Origin of the sequence: Pseudomonas sp. 1912-s, from assembly GCF_029269205.1 — a bacterium.
Lineage (GTDB): Bacteria > Pseudomonadota > Gammaproteobacteria > Pseudomonadales > Pseudomonadaceae > Aquipseudomonas.
On the sequence record NZ_JARIXR010000004.1, the window covers coordinates 197,943 to 218,289 of the forward strand.

A 20,347-nucleotide genomic window follows, 5' to 3' on the forward strand; every position below is an offset into this window, starting at 1 on the left:
AGCGATAGAGACAGATCCACTGCATTTGCGGGATACAGTATCCTGCACCCTCCTCCGCATGGACGCCCGTCGATGAAGATCGATCCATCCTTTGTTGTGCATGAGACCGAGCATTGGCTGCTCAATCATCACCTGTCATCCGCACTGCCGGGCTACCTGATGCTGGGTGCCAAGGTGCCGGCCCACTCACTGGCGGACATGCCCGAGGCGGCGCTCGCAGAGCTGGGTGGGTTATTGGCCAAAACCCAGCGAATCATGGAGGCGCAACTGCAGCCCAAGTGGCTTTATATCAGCCGGTTCGGGCATATGCCGGGCTTCCCGCTGCACTTTCATTTCATTCCGGTTTACGAGTGGGTGGAAGCGTTGTTCTGGGGGGATGAGCGCTATCGGGTGTTGCAGAGTTTCGGGGTGCCGCAGGAGGCTACCGACGGAGCCGAACTGACATTTTTTATCTGGCGAGAGTTTGGTGAGAGCCCTACTCCACCGGCGGTACAAGGTCCCGCTGTAGACGAGGTGATCAAGCGTTTGCGTGGGGCATTCAAGACATGACCTGTGGCGAGGGGGCTTGTCCCCCGTTGGGCTGCGCAGCAGCCCCAAAACAGTCACTGAGTTCTGCCTGCAAGACCGCAGTCGCCTTATTGGGGCCGCTTCGCAGCCCAACGGGGGACAAGCCCCCTCACCACAGCAAGCCCCATCGCCACAGTTTTTTTTGGGGTGTCAGTGCGAACGGTACAGGTGTTTGCGCATCGGAATACACGCCAGTTGCAACCCCGATGGCGAATGGTAAATCGCCTGTTCGCTGCCCACATAGCCGTGTCGCCGGTAAAAATCCGCCGCGTTCAACGTCGCGTCCAGGATCACCTCCTCGATCCCCAATTCCCGCGCCAGCGCCTCCAGATACGCCACCATCTGCTTGCCAATCCCGCGTCCGGTAAACCCGGGCAGCACGAACAGCGCACCGATTTCGTTGTTCGCCAGGTCCAGCATGCCGGTAGCCACCGGCTCACCGTTGATACATCCCAGGTAAAAATGCTTGTCCATCAGCGTGTCATAACCATCCTCGGCGCAGCCCCGGGTCCACAGCATCATCTGTTCCGCCGTATAGGCGCCGATGCATTGGCTGCGTATGGCCAACAAGCGAATATCAAACGCGGTCTGTGCATCGTCCTGCGTGGCGCGTCTTATCTCGAGCATCTGTCCCTCCATGGACATCAGGCATTCTCGTCACCCGGTCGGGTAAACGAATAGCGGTCAATATCGGTCCTCAACTGCCAGCCCTGGCCTTGCCAATAACGGGCGGCGCTGTCATTGGTCTTGAACACATCCAGGTGGCATTTGCGAATGCCGAGCTGCGCAAGGCTGTTGAGGCAGCGCTCAACCAGCGCATTCGCAATACCCTGGCGCCGATACTCCGGCAACACCAGCAGGTGCTGCAAATAGCCCCGACGGCCATCGTGCCCGCACATCACGCACGCCACCAGCCGACCCTCTACCTCGGCCACGAAACTCATGCCGGGGTTGCGCTCCAGGTAACGCTCGGTGGCCTCGCGGGAGTCCGCATCGCGCAGGGAGATGCCGGGGGTGTTTTGCATCAGTTCGAGCACGGCGTCGTAGTCGGCAGCGCTCATTACGCGAAGAGTGGACATGCTGTTGAAAGCCCTCTGAGTTCGGGTGAAGTTTGCCTGCATGGACGCCGGCCGAACACCCATAAATACACGACCGGATGACAACTTGAGTCAACGCAGCTGAAACCAGGTGGTTTTCAGCTGCGTGTACTTGTCAAAGGCATGCAGTGATAGGTCACGACCGAACCCGGATTGCTTGCCGCCACCGAAGGGTACCGCGACATCCAGGGCGTCAATGGTGTTCACCGAAACAGTCCCGGCATTCAGCGCACGGGCCACGCGGTGTGCACGGTTGAGGTCATCACTCCATACCGACGCCGCCAGGCCGTAGAGGCTGTCATTGGCGTGTTGTATCGCCTGTTCTTCCGTGTCAAAGGCGCTGACGGCAAGCACCGGGCCGAACACTTCATCACGGGAGAGCGCCATGTCGCGGGTCACGCCGGCAAAAATGGTCGGCTGGATGAAGTTGGTGGAACCATTGATGCTCAACTGTTCGCCACCGCACACCAGCCTGGCGCCCTCGCCCTGGGCCTGGACGATGGCGTTCATGATGCGGGTGGTTTGCTCACCGTCGACGATTGCACCGGCAGCACTGCCCGGGTCCAGCGGATCACCCGGCATCCAGGCCCGTGATTTGGCAATCAGGCGCTCAACGAACTCGTCATGGATGGAGCGTTGCACGTAGAGGCGGGAGTTAGCCGAGCACACCTCGCCCTGGTTGAAAAAGATGCCGAAGGCGGCCTTCTCCGCCGCAAGGTCCAGGTCCTGGCAGTCGTCGAACACCAGGTTCGGGCTCTTGCCGCCACACTCCAGCCACACCTGCTTCAAGTTGGACTGGGCGGAGTACTGCATAAAATATTTGCCGACCTGAGTGGAGCCGGTGAAGACCAGGCAATCCACATCAGGGTGCAGCCCCAGGGCCTTGCCGGCACTTTCGCCGAGGCCGGGCACCACGTTCAACACGCCTTCCGGAATGCCCGCTTCCAGGGCAAGCTGGGCCAGGCGCAACGCAGAAAATGGTGACTGCTCAGCGGGCTTCAGGACCACGCTGTTACCGGCCGCCAATGCCGGCGCGAGCTTCCAGGCGGCCATGTCGAGCGGGAAGTTCCACGGCACCACCGCTGCAATCACGCCCAAGGCTTCGCGGGTGATGGTTGCCAGCGCGTTGTGAGCGGTGGGTGCCACTTGATCGTAGAGCTTGTCGAGGGCTTCGCCGTACCAGGCAAACACATTGGCGGCGCCGGGTACGTCAACGTTGTAGGCGTCCATCACCGGCTTGCCCATGTTCAGCGAATCGAGCAGCGCCAGTTCCTCACGGTGGGTCATCAGTAACTCGGAGAGTCTGACCAGGATTTTCTTGCGTTCCACCGGCGGCATCCGTCGCCAGGGGCCGGTGTCGAACGCTTGCCGAGCGCTGCGCACGGCCAGGTCAACCTCGGCGTCACCGCAGGCCGACACACGCGCCAGCAACTGCTGGGTGGCGGGATTGATTGCATCGAAGGTGGCCCCGGTGGCCGCGCTCACTGAGCGGCCACCGATTAAGGCGGTGTTGATGAACGTCTGGCGGGCAACACGCTGTTGCCAGTAGTTAAGGTCGAACACGTTGTACTCCCGATAAATGGCTTTGGATAAACGGGCGGGTCACTCGGCGATCTGCAGTTCCGGCATCTTCACCCGCAGCCCTCGCGTGATGCCCAGCAAACAAATGAGGCCCAGCCCCATCCAGCACAGGCCGATGGTGAACGACAGGCTGGAAAGGCTGCTCCACAGCCAGATCGTGCTGAGGAACCCAAGCGCCGGCACAACCGCGTACAGCAAGTAGTTCCTGGTGCCACGCAACTTCTGGTCGACCAGGTAATGCTTGATCACCGCCAGGTTCACCGCCGAGAACGCGAACAGCGCACCGAAGCTGATCATGTTGGCGACGGTGTCCAGCGTGATCACCAGGGCAATCAGCGAGAACAGGCTGACCAGCACGATCGCCGTGGCCGGCACGCGCTTTTTGGTCACCAGCTTGCCGAGCACGCGGGGCAGTGCGCCGTCACGCCCCATGGCGAACAACACCCGCGACACACTGGCCTGGGAGACCATCGCCGAGGCAAAGCAACCGGCGACATAGGTCGCGGTAAAGGCCGTCACCAGCAGTTCGCCGCCCACCCGGCGCATGACGTCCACCGACGCCGCATCCGGGTCGACGAAGCTGTTCCATTCCGGGAACACCATTTGCGCGAAATACGAGACCAGCAGGAACAGCAGGCCGCCGAACAACGAGACCACCATGATCGCCAGAGGAATGGTGCGTCGCGGGTTGGGGGTTTCCTCGGCCATGGTCGACACGGCGTCGAAACCGAGAAAGGACAGGCACAACACCGCAGCACCCGCCATGATCAACGGTGCACTGAAGCCTTCGTGGTGGAATGGCGCCAGCAGCGACACCGGTCCGGACTGCTCGTTGAGGGTCTGCACCGACAACGCCACGAACACCACGATGAACACCAACTGGGCCACGATCAGTATCCAGTTGACCCGGGTGATGGACTCGATGCCCACCAGGTTAAGCGTGGTCACCAGCGCAATCGAGCCGAGCACCCACACGGCGGTCGGTACCGCGGGAAAGTACTCGGACATGTAGATGCCGATCAGCAGATAACTGAGCAGCGGCAAAAAGATGTAGTCCAGCAACAGGGTCCACCCGGCGATAAAACCGAAGTAAGCGCCAAACGCCTTGCGGGTATAAGAATAGACCGAGCCCGAATAGGGATGCGCCTGGACCATGCGCCCATAGCTGTAGGCCGTCAGCAGCATGGCGGCGAGGGTCAGCATGTAAGCGGTCGGCAAGTGGCCCTTGGTCATTTGGGTCACCAGGCCGTAGGTGGTAAACACCGCCAGCGGCACCATGTACGCCAGGCCGAAAAGCACCAGCCCCACAAGGCCCAGCGGCTGACGAAAGCGCCGGGATGAAGCGCCTTTGGGTGAGGTTTGATGAGCGGGTGTATCGGTCACGTTTGTTATTGTATTCATGGGTGACTCCTGGAAATGGGGATGCAGGGCGTCGCGGCATTCGATGACCTCGATGCCGTTCAAGCGTTGCCTGATGGAGGGTGCGCACCACCCCTTACAGGGGAGTGGCGCGCAGGTCACTTCACAGTTTTCCCGCGATCCGTGCGGTGCGATCTACCGCAATGCGGGTCTTTTCAACCAGCTCGTCCAACTCCGCGCGCGTGGCCACCAGCGCAGGTGCCATGATCATGCGGCCCAGTGTGGAGCGAATGATCACGCCCTCTTCGAAACCGAAGGTGCGGCACTGCCAGGCCAGGTCGTTTTCATGCTCGAAGCGTTTGCGCGTGGCCTTGTCTTCGGCGAACTGCAAGGCCGCGAGCAGGCCCGTGCCCTGGATCTCGCCGATCATCGGGTGGTTGCCGAACACTTCCTGCAGGATTTTCTGCAGGTACGGCCCGGTGTCGTCCTTCACCTGGCGCACGATGCCTTCGTCCCGCAGCGCCTTGAGGTTGGCCAGCGCCACCGCCGCCGCCACCGGGTGCCCGGAATAGGTCAGCCCGTGGGCGAACACACCGCCGCGCTCCACCAGCGCATCGGCCACGCGCTTGCTCAGCACCAGGCCGCCCATTGGCAGGTAGCCGGAGGTCAGGCCCTTGGCGATCGACAGGGTATCGGGCTCAAAACCGAAGTGTTGGTGGGCGAACCACTCGCCGGTACGGCCAAACCCGCCAATCACCTCATCGGCACACAGCAGCACATCGTATTGACGGCAAATGCGCTGGATCTCGGGCCAGTAGCTTTCCGGCGGAAAGATCATGCCGCCCGCTCCCTGGAACGGCTCGGCGATAAACCCGGCGACGTTTTCCGCGCCCAGTTCGAGGATTTTTTCTTCCAGCTGCAGGGCGCAGCGGCGGCCGAACTCGGCAGGCGTCAGCTCGCCGCCATGGGCATACCAATAAGGTTCGTCAATGTGCGCGACGTCCGGAATCAGGCCGCCCATCTCGTGCATGAACTTCATGCCGCCCAGCGCCGACGCGGCCAGGGTGGAGCCGTGATAGCCGTTCCAGCGACCGATCATGATTTTCTTCTGCGGCTGGCCGACCACCTGCCAGTAGCGGCGCACGGTGCGGATCAGCACTTCGTTGGCCTCGGAGCCGGAGTTGGTGTAGATCACGTGGCTGTAGTGCGCCGGCAACAGGCTGAAGAGCAGCTCCGACAGCTCGATCACCGCCGGGTGGGTGGTGTGAAAGAACATGTTGTAGTACGCCAGCTGATCCATTTGCGCGGCGGCGGCAGCGGTCAAGTCCCGGCGCCCATAACCCAGCTGGGTGCACCACAGGCCCGACATGCCGTCCAGGTAACGCTTGCCTTCGCTGTCCCACAGGTACAAGCCCTCACCGCGCACCATCACACGCGGGCCTTCGGCATTCAGCGCCTTTTGGTCGACAAATGCATGGATGTGGTGGGCCGCATCAGACGTCTGGTAATCCTCGGTCAGGCGGTTCAGTTGGGCGGGTACATTCATGGTATCTCTCTCTTATTAGTGGTGACGCAAAGGGGAGCAACGCCGCTCAGCGGTTCTTGCTCATATAGCTTTCCAGAGGGTCTTTGCTCAGGACGCCCTGGGCTTCGGCCAACGAGTCGATAAACAAGGCAAACAGTTCCGATTGCGCGCCGATATCGAGCTTGGTGTAGATGTGTTTGCGGTGGGACTTGATGGTGTCTTCCGAGACGTCGAGGCGCTCGGCCAACGAGCGAGTGGAATGCCCACGCAGGATCAGTTGGGCGATCCGGCATTCCCGTTCGGTCAAGATCGACGAGCCAAAGTTGTTCAGCGCCGAGTGAATGCGCTGTTCCAGCAGGTTTTCGAAGCGCGCACCGTGGGCATCCAGGCCAACGAAATGCTTGCCCAGCACCGCCAGCACCCACGGGGCTATGCGCTTGAATTGCCGGGTGACCGCGGCATCGAGCTTTTGCGTAAAGGCCAGTGACACCGCCAGGCTCGACCCGTTGCTCGACTGCAGGATGTAGTTCAGCTCATCCTCCAGATGGGAGTGCCGGTAAAACGACTGGAAATATTCACTGAGCTCGAAGTGATCGGGGGCGACGTCGGCCAGGTCGTAACACCCGGAGCTGACGCCTTCCACGCAGGCCCCGTAAAACGGGTCGAGCAAATAAAACCCCGACAGGTACTGGCGCACGTTGCCTTGTGGCAGCCACGGCCCTTCCAGCTCGAACAGCGCGCTGGGCATGCCGCCACGCGGGTAGAAATACAGCGTGGTGGCCTGGATCGGCTGGAGATAACCGAGGGCCTCGAACAAGGTCGCGGCGAACCCCGGTTGCCCGATGCTATCGGTCACCCGCGCCATCTGTTCGAACCATTGCGCAGAAGAAAGCCGGTCGTTTTCCACTTCAAAGACTCACTGAAAGAACTGCAAGGATGGTCACACACTCCTCCCCTCCTCGAAATCACCCGATAGGGTGAGCCTGCATTCGATATTTATGCTCACTTCCCAGCTTAATAATATTTTATTAAAAACCGCCCTCCCCCTAGCCTTGAAGCCATGCCCAAGCTGAATCCAACTGCATTACGCAAGGACAGACACATGACTCAAGCAATAACAAAAACAGACACGCTGGTGGTGGGAGCCGGTCAGGCTGGCGTCGCCATGAGCGAGCACCTGAGCAAGCAAGGCGTGCCGCACCTGGTGCTGGAGCGCAGCCGTATCGCCGAGCGCTGGCGCACCGGCCGCTGGGATTCGCTGGTTGCCAACGGCCCCGCCTGGCACGACCGTTTTCCGGGCCTGGCCTTCGATAACGTCGCCCCCGATGGCTTTGCGCCAAAAGAGCGGGTGGCGGATTACTTCGAAGCCTATGCACGCAAGTTCAATGCGCCGATTCGCACCGGCGTGGACGTGACGTCCGTGGTGCGCAATGTCGGCCGCCCAGGCTTTACCATCCACACCAGCGAAGGCGTGATCGAAGCCAACCGTGTGGTGGCGGCGACCGGGCCGTTCCAGAAGCCGGTGATTCCGGCGATTGCGCCTAAAGACACTGCGCTGCACCAGATCCACTCCGCTGACTACCGCAACCCCGCCCAACTGCCGGCCGGCGCCGTGCTGGTGGTGGGTGCGGGTTCCTCCGGGGTACAGATTGCCGATGAACTGCAACGCTCCGGCCGCCAGGTGTACCTCTCGGTCGGCGCCCACGACCGCCCACCGCGTGCCTATCGCAACCGCGATTTCTGCTGGTGGCTGGGGGTGCTGGGCGAGTGGGACCAGGCGGCGATGAAACCCGGTCGTGAGCACGTGACCATTGCGGTAAGCGGCGCCCACGGCGGCAAGACCATCGACTTCCGTGAGCTGGCCCAGCAAGGCATGACCCTGGTTGGCCTGACCCAATCCTTCAACGGCAGCGTTGCGAGCTTCCAGCCCAACCTGGTGGACAACCTGGCGCGCGGCGATGAGAACTACCTGGCCCTGCTGGATGCGGCGGATGCCTATATCGAACGCAACGGACTGGACCTGCCGGTAGAGCCTGAAGCGCGCCGCGTGTTTCCCGATGCCGAGTGCATCAAGCACCCGATCCTTGAACTGGACCTGGCCAAGGCCGGTATCACTTCAATCATCTGGGCCACCGGTTTTGCCGTGGACTACAGCTGGCTGAAAGTCGATGCGTTTGACGCCGCCGGCAAGCCGCAGCACCAGCGCGGCGTGGCCAGCGAGTCGGGCATCTACTTCCTCGGTTTGCCATGGCAGTCGCGCCGGGGCTCGTCGTTTATCTGGGGCGTTTGGCATGACGCCAAGTACGTGGCCGACCATATCGCCATCCAGCGCCAATACCTTGAGTACCGCGAACCCGCGCCGGTTGTTCACACCTCACCTGTCAGCGCCTGATCACTTATTTCTGGAGTTTTTTTGATGCCTACTCACACTCGTATCCGCATGTTCAACACCAAGGAAACCTACCCTAACCAGAGCCTGGACAACGACCTGTGCCAGGCCGTACGCGCCGGCAATACGGTGTATGTGCGTGGCCAGGTGGGCACCGATTTCGACGGTAACCTGGTGGGCCTCGGCGACCCACGCGCCCAGGCCGAGCAGGCCATGCGCAACGTCAAGCAACTGCTGGAAGAAGCCGGCAGCGACCTGAGCCACATCGTCAAGACCACCACCTACCTGATCGACCCGCGCTACCGCGAGCCGGTGTACCAGGAAGTCGGCAAGTGGCTCAAGGGCGTGTTCCCGATCTCCACCGGGCTGGTGGTGTCGGCCCTGGGCCAGCCACAATGGCTGATGGAAATCGATGTGATCGCCGTTATCCCCGAATAAGGAGCTGCACATGACCTTTTCAATCGTCGCCCGTTGCGCGGACACCGGCCAGATGGGCATTGCCATCAGCTCATCGAGCATCGCCGTGGGCGCCCGTTGCCCATGGCTGCGGCCCGGCGTGGGTGCGGTCTCGACCCAGAACATCACCCTGCCGGCCCTGGGCCCGGACGTGCTCGACTTGCTGGAGCAAGGCCTTGCCCCCGCCGACGCTGTCGATAAAGCCCTGACCCGCAACGGCTACAGCCAATACCGGCAACTGACGGCGATTGATCACCTGGGCCGCACCGTGCATTTCAGCGGCAGCGAAACCCTCGGCACCCATAACGCGGTGTCGGGCGAACAGTGCGTGGCCGCCGGCAATATGCTCGCCGACCGCGCGGTGATCGAGGCGATGGTCAAGGCTTTCGAGCAAGGCGAAGGCCAATTGGCAGACCGACTGCTGGCGGCGATGCACGCGGCCATCGCCGCCGGCGGTGAAGCCGGGCCGGTGCACTCGGCAGCGTTGGTGGTGGTGGGCGAGCTGACCTGGCCGATCATCAACCTGCGGGTGGACTGGGCCGATGAGCAGCCGATCGCCGAGCTGCAAAAGCTCTGGGACGCCTATCGCCCGCAAGTGCAGGACTACATCGACCGCGCCCTCGCCCCCGACCGTTCCCCGGGCTACGGCGTGGCCGGAGACGACCGATGAGCACCAGCCGCGAACTGCTGCAGACGCTGGTGGGGTTCGATACCACCAGCCGCGAATCCAACCTGATGTTGATCGAGTTTGTGCGCGACTACCTGGCGGGCTTCGATGTCGCCAGCGAGTTGGTCTACAACGAAGAACGCAGCAAGGCCAATCTGTTCGCCACCCTCGGCCCGGCGAATGTGCCCGGGATTGTGCTGTCGGGGCACACCGATGTGGTGCCGGTGGATGGCCAGCCGTGGACGTTGCCGCCGTTTGAGTTGACCGAGCGCGACGGCAAGCTGTTTGGCCGGGGCACGGCGGACATGAAGGGGTACATCGCCTGTGTGCTGGCGCTGGTGCCGGCACTGGTCGAGGCCAACTTGCGGATGCCGGTGCATATCGCCCTGTCTTACGATGAGGAAGTCGGTTGCCTTGGGGTGCGTTCGTTGCTCAAGGTGCTGGAGCAATGGCCGGTGAAACCGCTGCTGTGCATTATCGGCGAGCCCACCGAGCTGAAACCGGTGCTCGGTCACAAGGGCAAGCTGGCGATGCGCTGTGATGTGCATGGCGAGGCCTGCCACTCGGCGTATGCGCCTTCCGGGGTGAATGCGATCGAGTATGCGGCCGAGCTGATTGGTGAGCTGGGCCGGATTGGCCAGCGCCTCAAGGCCCACCAGGACGAGCGCTTCGACCCGCCGTTCAGCACCGTGCAAACCGGGGTGATTTCCGGCGGCAAGGCGTTGAATATCGTGCCGGCGGATTGCCGCTTCGACTTTGAAGTGCGCGCCCTGCCCTCGATGGACCCGGGCGAAGTGGCTGAGGAGCTGCAAGCCTATGCGATGCAGCAGGTGTTGCCACGGATGCAGGCGGTGAGCCGGCAGAGTTCGATTCGCTTCAGCGAGTTGTCGGCGTATCCGGGGCTGGCCACCGATCAGCGCAGCCAGGCGGCAGAGCTGATTGCGGCGTTTTCCGGCTCGCGGGCATTTGGCACCGTGGCGTTTGGGACTGAGGGTGGGTTGTTTGATGCGGCGGGCATTCCGACCGTGGTGTACGGGCCTGGGAGCATGGACCAGGGGCATAAGCCGGATGAGTTTGTGAGCGTGGAGCAACTGAAGGGCTGCGACGATATGCTGCAGCGGATGTTGCTCTCGATCCGTACCTGATTCCCCAAACAACTCAAATCAACTGTGGGAGCCGGGCTTGCCCGCGATGGCGGTGTATCAGCCAGCAGATTTGCAAACTGATCCACCGCCATCGCGGGCAAGCCCGGCTCCCACATTTTTGGTTTTGTGTCTAACCCAGTAACCGCGCCAGCTCTTCGCGGCAGTAGTCCACAAACAGCTGCACCGGCTTGGTCAGCGGCGCCCGCCGTAGCCACACCGCCGACAGCCCCGACCCCGTCACCGTCTCCGCCAACGGCACACACACCACCTTCTGCCCGTCATAGGTGTATTCGGTAAACGGCTTGGTCACCAGAATCGAAAACCCGAACCCCCTGCCCACCATGCCGCGCACCATCTCGATCGACGGCGAGCTGAACACAATATTCGGCGTCAACCCGCGCTCTTCAAAGATGCTCACAAAGTACGTCCGGCTCGGCAGCACATCCAGCAAAATCATCGGCTCCAGCACCAGGTCCGCCAACGACACCTTGGCCTGCTGCGCAAAGCGGTGATCCGCCGGCAACAACGCATACGGCTGCTGCGGCGGCATCAACGGCGTGGTCTCGATGGTGCCACCCAAGTCATGCTCGAACAGCATCGCCACATCGATACTGCCGGCGGTCAGGGCCTGTACCAGCTCCTGCTGCTCGCCGTCGCGAATACGGATTTCCACCCCTGGCCACAGCGCCTTGAAGCCGGCAATCAAACGCGGCAAATACAGCGGCGCCACGGTTTCAAAGCAGCCGATGTCGATCTGCCCGGCCACTACGTCGTTGTCGGCCAGGGCGTTCTGCTCAAATTCATGGGCCACCCGCAGCAGCTCCAGGGCCTTGCGATAAAACCGTGCACCACTGGGGGTCAGCGACACCCCTTGCGCGTGATGGCGGATAAACAGCTGCACGCCAAAGCTGTCTTCCAGTTGCTTGATGGCCGTCGACACCGACGGTTGCGCGATATAGAGCTTGCGCGAGGCCTCTGCCACGCTGCCGCACTCGGCGGTGGTTACAAAATATCTGAGCTGACGCAGGTTATAGGCCGCCATCGGGACCTCCATAAACGTGGGATTTCGCCCCAAACAAGTGCGTGAAAATCGGCTTTTTCACACTGATTCAAGTACATGCAACATACCGGAGCAAAAAATCACGCGAGATACTTTTTTTAAGGTCTATAGCAACAAACTTACTAATTTACCTCCCCGTGGCCATTGCACATGATCACTCCAACAACAAAAGCGACGCACACGCGCCGCCCAGCGAAGTACGTCAACGTACTCACCTTGCCTTGGAGCTCGTCATGGTTACCACTGCAACATCCTCCGCCCCGCTTATCGAAAAACACACGATTGGATACGTGCCCCCGGAAGATCGCCACGGAAAGGTAAGAGACCTGTTCACCCTGTGGTTCGGCGGCAACATCGCGCCGCTGCCAATCGTCACTGGCGCCCTGGCGGTGCAACTGTTCGGCCTGAACCTGGTGTGGGGCATCATCGCGATCCTCGTCGGCCACCTCGTCGGCGGCGTGCTGATGGCGCTGCACTCGGCCCAGGGCCCGCAAATGGGCATCCCGCAAATGATCCAGAGCCGCGCCCAGTTCGGCTCCCTCGGTGCGCTGCTGGTGGTGGTGATCGCCGGCGTGATGTACATCGGCTTCTTCGCCTCCAACATCGTGCTGGCGGGCAAATCCCTGCACGGCGTGGTGGACGTCATCCCGGTGCCGGTGGGCATCGTCATCGGCGCCATTGGTTCGGGCATCATCGGCATCATCGGCTACCGCTTCATCCACGTGCTCAACCGCATCGGCACCTGGGTGCTGGGCGCGGGCATCGTGCTGGGTTTCGGCTACATCTTCACCCACGTGCAAACGGCCGACTTCCTGACGCGCGGTAACTTCAACATCTCCGGCTGGCTGGCCACCGTGTCGCTGGCGGCGCTGTGGCAAATCGCGTTTGCGCCGTACGTCTCGGACTATTCCCGTTACCTGCCGGCGGACGTGCCGGTGGCGTCGACGTTCTGGACTACTTACCTGGGCACCGTGCTGGGTTCCAGCCTGTCGTTCATCTTTGGTGCCGTGGCGGTACTGGCTACGCCGGTGGGCATGGACACCATGGACGCGGTCAAACTCGCGACCGGCTCCATTGGCCCGCTGATGCTGTTGCTGTTCCTGCTCAGCGTGATCAGCCACAACGCACTCAACCTGTACGGCGCGGTGCTGTCGCTGATCACCCTGGTGCAGACCTTTGCCTACCGCTGGATCCCGACGGCCAAGGCTCGTGCGGTGATATCGGTGCTGGTATTGGCGGCGTGCTCGATTGCAGCGGTGTTTGCCTCGAAAGACTTCATCGGGCACTTCGTGGACATGGTGCTGGTGCTGCTGGTGGTGCTGGTGCCGTGGACGGCGATCAACCTGATCGACTTCTATGCGATCCATAAGGGCAAGTACGACATCGGTTCGATCTTTCGGGTGGATGGCGGGATCTACGGACGCTACAACCCACAGGCGCTGTTGGCGTATGCGGTGGGGATTGTGGTGCAGATTCCGTTTATGAATACGCCGCTGTATGTGGGGCCGATTTCGGCACACATCAACGGGGCGGATTTGTCCTGGCTGGTGGGGTTGGTGGTGACGTCGCCGCTGTATTTCTGGTTAGCGAGTCGGGACAGTGCGTATAAGCGTCGGTTGGAGGGAGGGAAGTTGGTGGGTGGGGTTTGAGTGACCCACCCATCGCGTTGATATAGCGTCTATTCCACCCCTGTCCTGCGGGTTCAAAAACCCGCAGGACAGGGGTGTTTTTATGTGTGCGCCAGCGTGCGGAGCGAGGCTCGCGATCGCCGCTACTTTGATTTGATTGCCTTGATAGCTTCCAGGTAGGCGTTGTTACCGATACCGACTTGAGCCCAGACTGGCCTGGTTTCTTCACCTTGCCGGTCGTACTGTTCGTCAGCGTCCCACAAGGTGATGATTTGATTGGGGAACAGGTATTGGTAGGTGTTGTAGATGTGAGTACCCGATGCATCATGGTCGGCAATAAACGAAAACAGCTCTGGCGCTGGTAGCGAGTAAACATCCAGCCCTTTGTAGCTGACGGTGATTTCCGGGCTGGAGGAAATGCCAATAAATTCGACATTACCGTCTGTGCCACATTCGGTCTGGATACAGGAATGATGGAAATAATCGAGGGACTCTCGGGCGCTCTCAAGAGGGAAACCCATGGCTCGCATGGCTTCCCTGGCTTCTGCGCGGGTCACTCCAAGTTTCAAAGGGCCGATGGAATCCAACGGGATGATTTCGAAGGTGAGCACTACGATATTTCCTTATAAAGGGCTGGGCATTTTTCACTGTCGATGGGAACCCGAAGGTATCAAAAATTGGTTACCGGCGGCGGCAGCGTTGTGAGAAAAAGTGCGTTAGCGGGTTTTCTGGTTTTTGTATCCGCACGAAAGCAGGCCTGCCGTAGCAGTTGTCGAGCCCAGGCGAGGCTACGTGGGGCGCGCCACCGCTATCGAGCCGGACGCCGGACCGAGTTGGGCTGACGCAGCCTCGCCGGGGCTCGACAGTTGCTACGAAGTGGGTGAGTAGCGGGTATTGGTGTTGTTAATGCGGCCGCCATCGCGGCCTCGCTAAGGCTCGACGGCTCCCACAGGGGATCGGGGTGTTTGTGGGGTTTGTGTTCGGCGGTGCTGTCGGGGCGTTCTTTCTTTATCATGGGGGCTGTCGTTCCATTTTCCCTCAGGAAACCCAATGCCCACCCTCGCCTTCCGTAACGCCACCCCCGCAGACGCCAACCGTTGCTACGAGATCGAAATCTCGGCCTACGAAGGCGACGAAGCCGCCACCCTGGAAAAGATCGCCACGCGCATTGCCCTGTACCCGCAAGGTTTTCTGATTCTGGAAGCGGACGGCGTTGTGGTCGGTTTCATCAACTGCGGATGCGCCGATGAAGTGGTGATGTCGGATGAGGCCTTAAAGGAGTTGGTGGGGCATTCTGCCGACGCGCCGAATGTGGTGATCATGTCGGTGGTGGTGGACCCCGCCCGGCAAGGCAAGGGCTACTCCACGCGCTTGATGACGGAGTTCGTGCAACGCATGCAGGCGATGAGCAAGAAGACCATTCACCTGATGTGCAAGGACCGGCATGTGGACTTGTATAAACGCATGGGCTATCGCTATGTGCAGCCGTCGGCGTCTGACCATGGCGGGATGGCGTGGCATGAGATGGTGATGGATATCTAGCCATCACACTCAACCCTGTGGCTAGCTGACGCCTGCAACACTCAGGCGCTATGCTGTGCGCCTTTTTACGCGCCCCCCCGGCGGCGCGCCACCGGACGGACTCAACGGAGACACCCGTGCAACGCCTGATCCTGCCCCTCGCCTGCCTCGCCCTGAGTGCCTGTTCCAAACCCGCGACCACCGTCAGCCACGGCGGTGTCACGACCGATAAGCTGCCCGACATCAATCCGGCCGTGATCCGGGACATCGAGCAGTTACAGATGCCGGCACCGACCAAGGCGTTGAGCTACCTGGAACTGGCCGGCACCTCTACCTATCTCAAAACCTCGAAACCGGAACGTATCGAGTTGTTTATAGCACCCGACCCGGCGACCGGGCAGTTGGCGATCAACTACACGGAGAACGGTCACAACGGGCGCCAAATCAGCTGGCGCGGCCTGCTGACCCTCGCCAGCAGCCAGTGGAACAACCGCTCACAAACCACAACCCAGGTCGGCAGCCTGAGTTTTGAAGGCGACTGGAAGCAGATGAATGTTGGCAGTCAAGTGAGTTACACCCTTCAGCAAACCCTCAGCGACAACTACCTCGGGCCCTTGGTCAACGCAACATGGAAGACGGTTTGCACCATCGACAGCGAGGTCTCGGCCAGTCAGTTAAACCCCGGTTTGAGTGGCAACGCCAAGGCGTTGAGCTGCCGCGAGCCCCGGGAAAACCTGCCGCCGTTCCCGATGCAGCATTACTATTATCTGGTTGATTATGGTTTTTTCTACCAGGCCAACATCGACCAGAGCGACGACATTGGCAAGCAGATGAAAATCATGCAGGTGAGGTAATCCCGCGACCTGTTTGACGGCAGCTAAACCTCAAGCCTTTTGCCAAACAGCCGATTTTCATGGCTCTCATTCTGGAACGTGTAAATCGGCGCACCCAGCAGTTCATAACCACGGCGCGGATAAAACCCCAGGGCCCGCTCGTTGCCAATCCACACCGTCGCCCATAACAACGACGCACCGCCCTCCCCGGCACGCTGTTCCGCCGCTTGCAGCAAGCGGTAACCCAGGCCCAGGCCGGTAAACCGTTCCTGGATGTACAGCCGCTGCAGCTCGGCTGCGTTCGGTGTCGAGATCAGCGCATGGCCCGTATCCAGCGCCACCTGGGCAAACCCCACCAGATGCGCGTTGGATTCAGCGACGATAATCGCCGTGCCCGGCTGGGCAATCAGCGCGGCGATCGCCTGGGGCGAAAACGCTTGCAGCGCCTCGGCGGCGATTGAATCGCGAATGCCTTCGGTGGCGTAGGTGTCGAGAAACACCTGCATGCCCAGCACGCCAAGGCATAACGCGTCTTCAGGCCGCGCAGCGCGGATAAGCATGTCGGGGAGCATTCGATAGGCGCTCTTTAATTCAGGAAGGGCAACGTTTTAACACAACTGCACATCTCTGCAATTGCCAGCCGGAATTCGCCCCAGTAGGGTTATCGCTTCCCCCCGCCAACAGGAGCCACCATGACCTGGTTTTCAGACCCCGACGCTGTTGCCCGCTACGCCGAAGGCCCGGTGAGGCTGGTGCCGGGTTTCGAGTCGCTGCAACGCATGACCACCCTGCTGCTGCGCGAAAGCGTCCCGGCCACCGGCGATGTCTTGGTGCTGGGTGCGGGTGGCGGGCTGGAGTTGAAGGCGTTTGCCGACAGCCAGCCCCAGTGGCAGTTTGTGGGCGTGGACCCGTCTGCCGAGATGCTGAAACTGGCCGAAGCCACCTTGGGCCCGTTGATGACGCGGGTGCAGTTGCATGAGGGTTATATTCATACCGCACCCGAAGGTCCGTTTGATGCTGCTACCTGCCTGCTGACCCTGCATTTCATCCCGGCCGAAGAGCGCCTGCAAACCTTGAAAGCACTGTGGCGACGCTTGTTGCCGGGGGCACCGCTGATTGCAGCGCATCACAGCTTCCCGCAGTCCTCGCCAGAGGAAAAAGCCCGCTGGCTGAAGCGGTATGCGGCCTATGCGGTGGATTCCGGCGTACCGGCCGAAGATGCCCAGCGGGCGATTACCGCGATCAGCAGCCATTTGCCGGTGCTGTCGCCCGAGGACGATGAGGCACTGCTGCGGGCGGCAGGTTTTGAAGGTGTCGAGCTGTTCTATGCGGGTTTCAGCTTCAAGGGTTGGATTGCCTACAAACCCGCCTAGCCCGACTTACTTGCGGCGATATTCGCGAGGCGTGACGCCGGTATGGCGCCTGAATACCTGGGAAAAGTGGCTCGGGCTGCCGTAGCCCACTTCAAGTGCGATATCCACGATGCTCAAGGTAGACTCCAGAAGGAGCAGGCGCGCCGCGTTCATCCGCATCTGGATGAAATACTGCGACGGCGACAGCCCGGTGGCCCGGCGAAACAGGCGGCTGAAATGGAAGTCACTCATGCCCGCCGCCATGGCCAGTGACGACAAGCTGAAATCACGATCCAGCCCCGCACGCATGTGCTCAATGGTGCCGTGCAACTTGTAGGCAGGCAACGCATTCGCCTGTTTGAGGTCACCACTGTCATCCCGGTAGTGCCTCACCAGATGCACCGCCAGCGCCTGGCCAATACTCTGCAGATACAGTGAGCTGGCTTCCCGATGCTTGATCACCTCCTGATAAAGGCATCGCATCAATTGTGAGACCTGCGCATCCCGCGCGCCGGACACGTCGCGCAACCGGACTGCGCCCGCCTGCCCCACTAACACCTCGCGCGCCGCCAGCCCGAGCAACCGCTGGCTCAAGTACACGTGCACCACTTCGAACACCGCATCCTGCTCGGTACGCCAACGCATCTCATAGGGCTCGGGAGACATCGTGAGGAAGAAGTCATCAGCCGTCACCACATTCGCCGTCCACGCCTGCCCGACAGCCCGCTCTTCCACCCGCGCACCACCCGATATCACCAGCACCAGCAAAGGCTCGGCGACGGCCGGAATGATCAGGTCCTGAGTGGTGCTGTGGTGCCGGTAGAGTTGAATCTGCACGTCGGCATCCAGACGCGGACGTACCGCCTGATGGGCCGCCCCCGGAAGGTATTCGGGCATCTTGTGCGCAGGGATGCGGGCCTGTTGATCCGGGCGTTTCACGGGCTTGTGCGGTTGCATGACAGGTCACCAGACCGGTGGAAAATGCCCCATCATAGTGGATAAAAAAGCAATATCGCGACAGTCAGGCAAGACGGCGCCAGATTCAACCCCCGGGATAGGCGAAAGTAAGGACGTCTACAGCGCCACCCTGTCGCTGGACACCTGAACTGGAGAGCTTTATGACTTCCGATAACCGCAATGAATTTGAAGGCCAAGTGGTGTTAGTGACCGGTGCCGCCAGCGGAATAGGCCGCGCTGTCGCCCTGTTAATGCATGAAAAAGGCGCGAAAGTCGTGGCCGAAGACAAGAACGCGACAGTGGAACAACTGGCCAGACCCGGCCTGGTGCCCCTGGTGGCAGACATCACCCGGGACGGTGCAGCCGAAACAGCCGTCGCCACGGCAATCAAGCATTTTGGGCGCCTGGATATCCTGGTCAACAACGCAGGCATCATCATCAACAAGCGGGTGATCGACATGACCCGGGAAGACTGGGAAGCCATCCAGTCCGTCAATGTAACCGCAGCGTTTCTGCATTCGCGCGAAGCGATAAAGGTGATGATCCCCAACCGCGGCGGCGCCATTGTGAACATCGCCTCTTACGCGGCCTACCAAGCCTTCCCGACCATCGCCGCTTATACGGCGTCCAAGGGTGCACTGGCGCAGTTGACCCGCACATTGGCGCTGGAGGTCATTGACCATGGGATACGCGTCAACGCCGTCGGTTCCGGGGATGTAGTCACCAACATCCTCAACAACGTGGTTGAGGACGGCCCATCGTTCCTCGCACAACACGGCACAAAAACGCCGATCAAGCGCGCCGCACAACCCGAGGAAATCGCCGAAGTGGTGGCGTTCCTGGCATCAGGCCGCGCGTCATACATGGTAGGCGCAGTGGTTATGGCAGATGGCGGAATGAGTGTTCGCGCTGGCGCCTAGGCAAGCCGTCACCAACTCCCCGACGCCCCACCCCCACCGCTGGAACCGCCACCACCCGATGAACTGCTGCTGGAGCTGGAGCTTGAACTGGAGGAACTCGAACTCCCGCCCGAACCCGAACCCGACCCGTCGCTAATGCCATGGGCAAAGATGAACAGCGCGGCGAACGACGCAAAGGGGAACGCCAGCAGCCATCCCGTGGCACCCTTGTCGATCAATGTGCCGGCCACCCCATACACCACCAGCACTGCCACCAGCCGCGCGATAAAGCCAACCTGGCTCTCTTGCCACATGCCCTTCATCACCAGGAACAGGCCGAAGTACAGGCCCAGAATCACCAGCCCGCCCATGGGATAGGCCAGCCAGTGGATCAGGGAAAGGTCGCGCACAAAGTGGTCGGTCAGCAGCACGCCGGCGATATAGCCCAGCAGCGCCAGCACCGTATAAAACGCCGCCCGCGCCTGCCACAGCGCGCCGAACGTGGCGCCGCCGATCAACATGCACAAGGGCAGCAACAGCAGGTACACCGGCCAGTCTTTGCCGCCCGCCACCGCGACCAGCGCCACGGTGACAATCACCACCGCCATCAGCGCCCGGCGCCAAGGGAGTTTTTCAGCGCCCATCAGCACGCCGACCACCCCGCCAAACATAAACGCCAGGAGCACCGCATAAGCCTCAGGCGGGAAACCGGCCTTGGCCACGTCGGGCAAGTTGCCGCCGTCCACCAGCACCGTCAGGTCATCCACGGCTTGCTGGACGCCACCCGCATAATCGCCCTGGCGAAAGGCCGGGGTGATGTGTTCTTCGATGATGCGGTGGGCCAGCAGGTCGGTGACCACGCCTTCCAGGCCGTAACCGACTTCGATGCGCACCTTGCGGTCGTCCTTCGCCACCAGCAGCAGGATGCCGTCGTTGATGTCCTTGCGCCCCAGTTTCCAGGCGCGGAACAGTTGGTTGGCGAAGTCCTCGATGCTTGCCTCGCCGGTGCTCGGCAACAGCATCACCGCCACCTGGGCGCCCTTGCGTTGCTCAAGGCCGGCAAGCTGCCCGGTCATGCGGGATTGGCTGGCGGCGTCGAGGGTGTTGGTCAGGTCGATCACCCGCTGGTCCAGGGGGACCGTGACCAGCCCAGGGGGCGCGGTATCGGCCAACACCTGCGTGCCGGAAAAAATCACCAGCAAGCCCAGCACACACTGCCGTAGGAACACCATCATGTTTTGTTACCTGAAGTTTCATCCTGAATGGGCCGACTTTACCCTATCGACGCGATAAACAGGTGACCCGACGCCA

21 protein-coding genes are annotated in these 20,347 nt (G+C 61.2%); 10 read left to right on the forward strand and 11 right to left on the reverse strand.

Annotation, left to right across the window (positions count from 1 at the left end; genetic code table 11):
* Positions 1-72: 72 nt before the first annotated feature.
* On the forward strand, positions 73-549 hold the full coding sequence (locus P3C29_RS07340) for an HIT family protein (RefSeq protein WP_201124477.1): 477 nt from the start codon (positions 73-75) through the stop codon (positions 547-549).
* 168 nt (positions 550-717) lie between these two features.
* On the opposite strand, the gene P3C29_RS07345 is transcribed toward P3C29_RS07340, so the two are convergent.
* From P3C29_RS07345 to P3C29_RS07370, 6 genes are all read right to left on the reverse strand, one after another.
* Positions 718-1,194, reverse strand: a complete 477-nt coding sequence (locus P3C29_RS07345) for a GNAT family N-acetyltransferase (protein WP_201124478.1) — start codon at positions 1,192-1,194, stop codon at positions 718-720.
* 17 nt (positions 1,195-1,211) lie between these two features.
* Complete coding sequence (locus P3C29_RS07350) at positions 1,212-1,688, reverse strand: GNAT family N-acetyltransferase (RefSeq protein WP_169389391.1); 477 nt, start codon at positions 1,686-1,688, stop codon at positions 1,212-1,214.
* A 48-nt stretch (positions 1,689-1,736) separates the two neighbouring features.
* The gene (locus P3C29_RS07355; RefSeq protein WP_201124479.1) at positions 1,737-3,227 is read right to left on the reverse strand and encodes an aldehyde dehydrogenase; all 1,491 of its coding nucleotides are present in this window, start codon (positions 3,225-3,227) and stop codon (positions 1,737-1,739) included.
* Between the two features lie 39 nt (positions 3,228-3,266).
* Positions 3,267-4,646, reverse strand: a complete 1,380-nt coding sequence (locus tag P3C29_RS07360) for an APC family permease (RefSeq protein ID WP_201124480.1) — start codon at positions 4,644-4,646, stop codon at positions 3,267-3,269.
* A 121-nt stretch (positions 4,647-4,767) separates the two neighbouring features.
* The gene (locus tag P3C29_RS07365; RefSeq protein ID WP_275964198.1) at positions 4,768-6,150 is read right to left on the reverse strand and encodes an aspartate aminotransferase family protein; all 1,383 of its coding nucleotides are present in this window, start codon (positions 6,148-6,150) and stop codon (positions 4,768-4,770) included.
* A gap of 46 nt (positions 6,151-6,196) precedes the next feature.
* Entirely contained in the window at positions 6,197-7,036 is an 840-nt protein-coding gene (locus tag P3C29_RS07370; protein WP_169388801.1) for a helix-turn-helix transcriptional regulator, read from the reverse strand.
* Between the two features lie 195 nt (positions 7,037-7,231).
* Here P3C29_RS07370 and P3C29_RS07375 point away from each other — a divergent pair, with 195 nt between their 5' ends.
* Genes P3C29_RS07375 through argE form a run of 4 tightly spaced genes read left to right on the forward strand, consistent with a single transcriptional unit; the run spans position 7,232 to position 10,786 of the window.
* Positions 7,232-8,521 (forward strand): NAD(P)/FAD-dependent oxidoreductase, encoded by a 1,290-nt coding sequence (locus tag P3C29_RS07375; RefSeq protein WP_201124481.1) that lies wholly within the window; start codon positions 7,232-7,234, stop codon positions 8,519-8,521.
* A 24-nt stretch (positions 8,522-8,545) separates the two neighbouring features.
* Entirely contained in the window at positions 8,546-8,956 is a 411-nt protein-coding gene (locus P3C29_RS07380) for a RidA family protein (protein WP_010171793.1), read from the forward strand.
* Between the two features lie 10 nt (positions 8,957-8,966).
* Positions 8,967-9,644, forward strand: coding sequence for a DUF1028 domain-containing protein (locus P3C29_RS07385; RefSeq protein WP_201124483.1), 678 nt, complete (start codon positions 8,967-8,969; stop codon positions 9,642-9,644).
* Positions 9,641-10,786 carry an acetylornithine deacetylase gene (argE, locus tag P3C29_RS07390; protein WP_201124484.1) on the forward strand — a complete coding sequence of 382 codons (1,146 nt, stop codon included), beginning with the start codon at positions 9,641-9,643 and terminating at the stop codon, positions 10,784-10,786. The genes P3C29_RS07385 and argE overlap by 4 nt, the downstream gene beginning before the upstream one ends.
* 130 nt (positions 10,787-10,916) lie before the next feature.
* Here the strand turns inward: argE and P3C29_RS07395 are convergent, their stop codons facing one another.
* Complete coding sequence (locus P3C29_RS07395; RefSeq protein WP_010171799.1) at positions 10,917-11,828, reverse strand: LysR substrate-binding domain-containing protein; 912 nt, start codon at positions 11,826-11,828, stop codon at positions 10,917-10,919.
* A gap of 251 nt (positions 11,829-12,079) precedes the next feature.
* On the opposite strand from P3C29_RS07395, the gene P3C29_RS07400 reads away from it, so the two are divergent.
* Positions 12,080-13,495, forward strand: coding sequence for a cytosine permease (locus P3C29_RS07400; protein ID WP_010171800.1), 1,416 nt, complete (start codon positions 12,080-12,082; stop codon positions 13,493-13,495).
* 122 nt (positions 13,496-13,617) lie between these two features.
* On the opposite strand, the gene P3C29_RS07405 is transcribed toward P3C29_RS07400, so the two are convergent.
* The gene (locus P3C29_RS07405; protein ID WP_201124485.1) at positions 13,618-14,085 is read right to left on the reverse strand and encodes a hypothetical protein; all 468 of its coding nucleotides are present in this window, start codon (positions 14,083-14,085) and stop codon (positions 13,618-13,620) included.
* Between the two features lie 439 nt (positions 14,086-14,524).
* Between P3C29_RS07405 and P3C29_RS07410 the strand changes: the two genes are divergently transcribed.
* Together P3C29_RS07410 and P3C29_RS07415 are read left to right on the forward strand one after the other, a co-directional pair.
* The gene (locus tag P3C29_RS07410) at positions 14,525-15,016 is read left to right on the forward strand and encodes a GNAT family N-acetyltransferase (protein WP_201124486.1); all 492 of its coding nucleotides are present in this window, start codon (positions 14,525-14,527) and stop codon (positions 15,014-15,016) included.
* 116 nt (positions 15,017-15,132) lie between these two features.
* On the forward strand, positions 15,133-15,849 hold the full coding sequence (locus P3C29_RS07415) for a hypothetical protein (protein ID WP_201124487.1): 717 nt from the start codon (positions 15,133-15,135) through the stop codon (positions 15,847-15,849).
* A gap of 23 nt (positions 15,850-15,872) precedes the next feature.
* Here the strand turns inward: P3C29_RS07415 and P3C29_RS07420 are convergent, their stop codons facing one another.
* Entirely contained in the window at positions 15,873-16,400 is a 528-nt protein-coding gene (locus tag P3C29_RS07420) for a GNAT family N-acetyltransferase (protein ID WP_201124488.1), read from the reverse strand.
* Between the two features lie 120 nt (positions 16,401-16,520).
* Between P3C29_RS07420 and P3C29_RS07425 the strand changes: the two genes are divergently transcribed.
* Positions 16,521-17,201, forward strand: coding sequence for a class I SAM-dependent methyltransferase (locus P3C29_RS07425; protein ID WP_201124489.1), 681 nt, complete (start codon positions 16,521-16,523; stop codon positions 17,199-17,201).
* Positions 17,202-17,207: 6 nt separating this feature from the next.
* On the opposite strand, the gene P3C29_RS07430 is transcribed toward P3C29_RS07425, so the two are convergent.
* The gene (locus P3C29_RS07430; RefSeq protein WP_201126200.1) at positions 17,208-18,077 is read right to left on the reverse strand and encodes a helix-turn-helix domain-containing protein; all 870 of its coding nucleotides are present in this window, start codon (positions 18,075-18,077) and stop codon (positions 17,208-17,210) included.
* 221 nt (positions 18,078-18,298) lie between these two features.
* Between P3C29_RS07430 and P3C29_RS07435 the strand changes: the two genes are divergently transcribed.
* Entirely contained in the window at positions 18,299-19,057 is a 759-nt protein-coding gene (locus tag P3C29_RS07435) for an SDR family oxidoreductase (protein WP_201124490.1), read from the forward strand.
* Positions 19,058-19,065: 8 nt separating this feature from the next.
* Here P3C29_RS07435 and P3C29_RS07440 read toward each other — a convergent pair whose 3' ends face one another.
* Complete coding sequence (locus P3C29_RS07440; RefSeq protein WP_201124491.1) at positions 19,066-20,271, reverse strand: YgcG family protein; 1,206 nt, start codon at positions 20,269-20,271, stop codon at positions 19,066-19,068.
* Positions 20,272-20,347 lie beyond the last annotated feature (76 nt).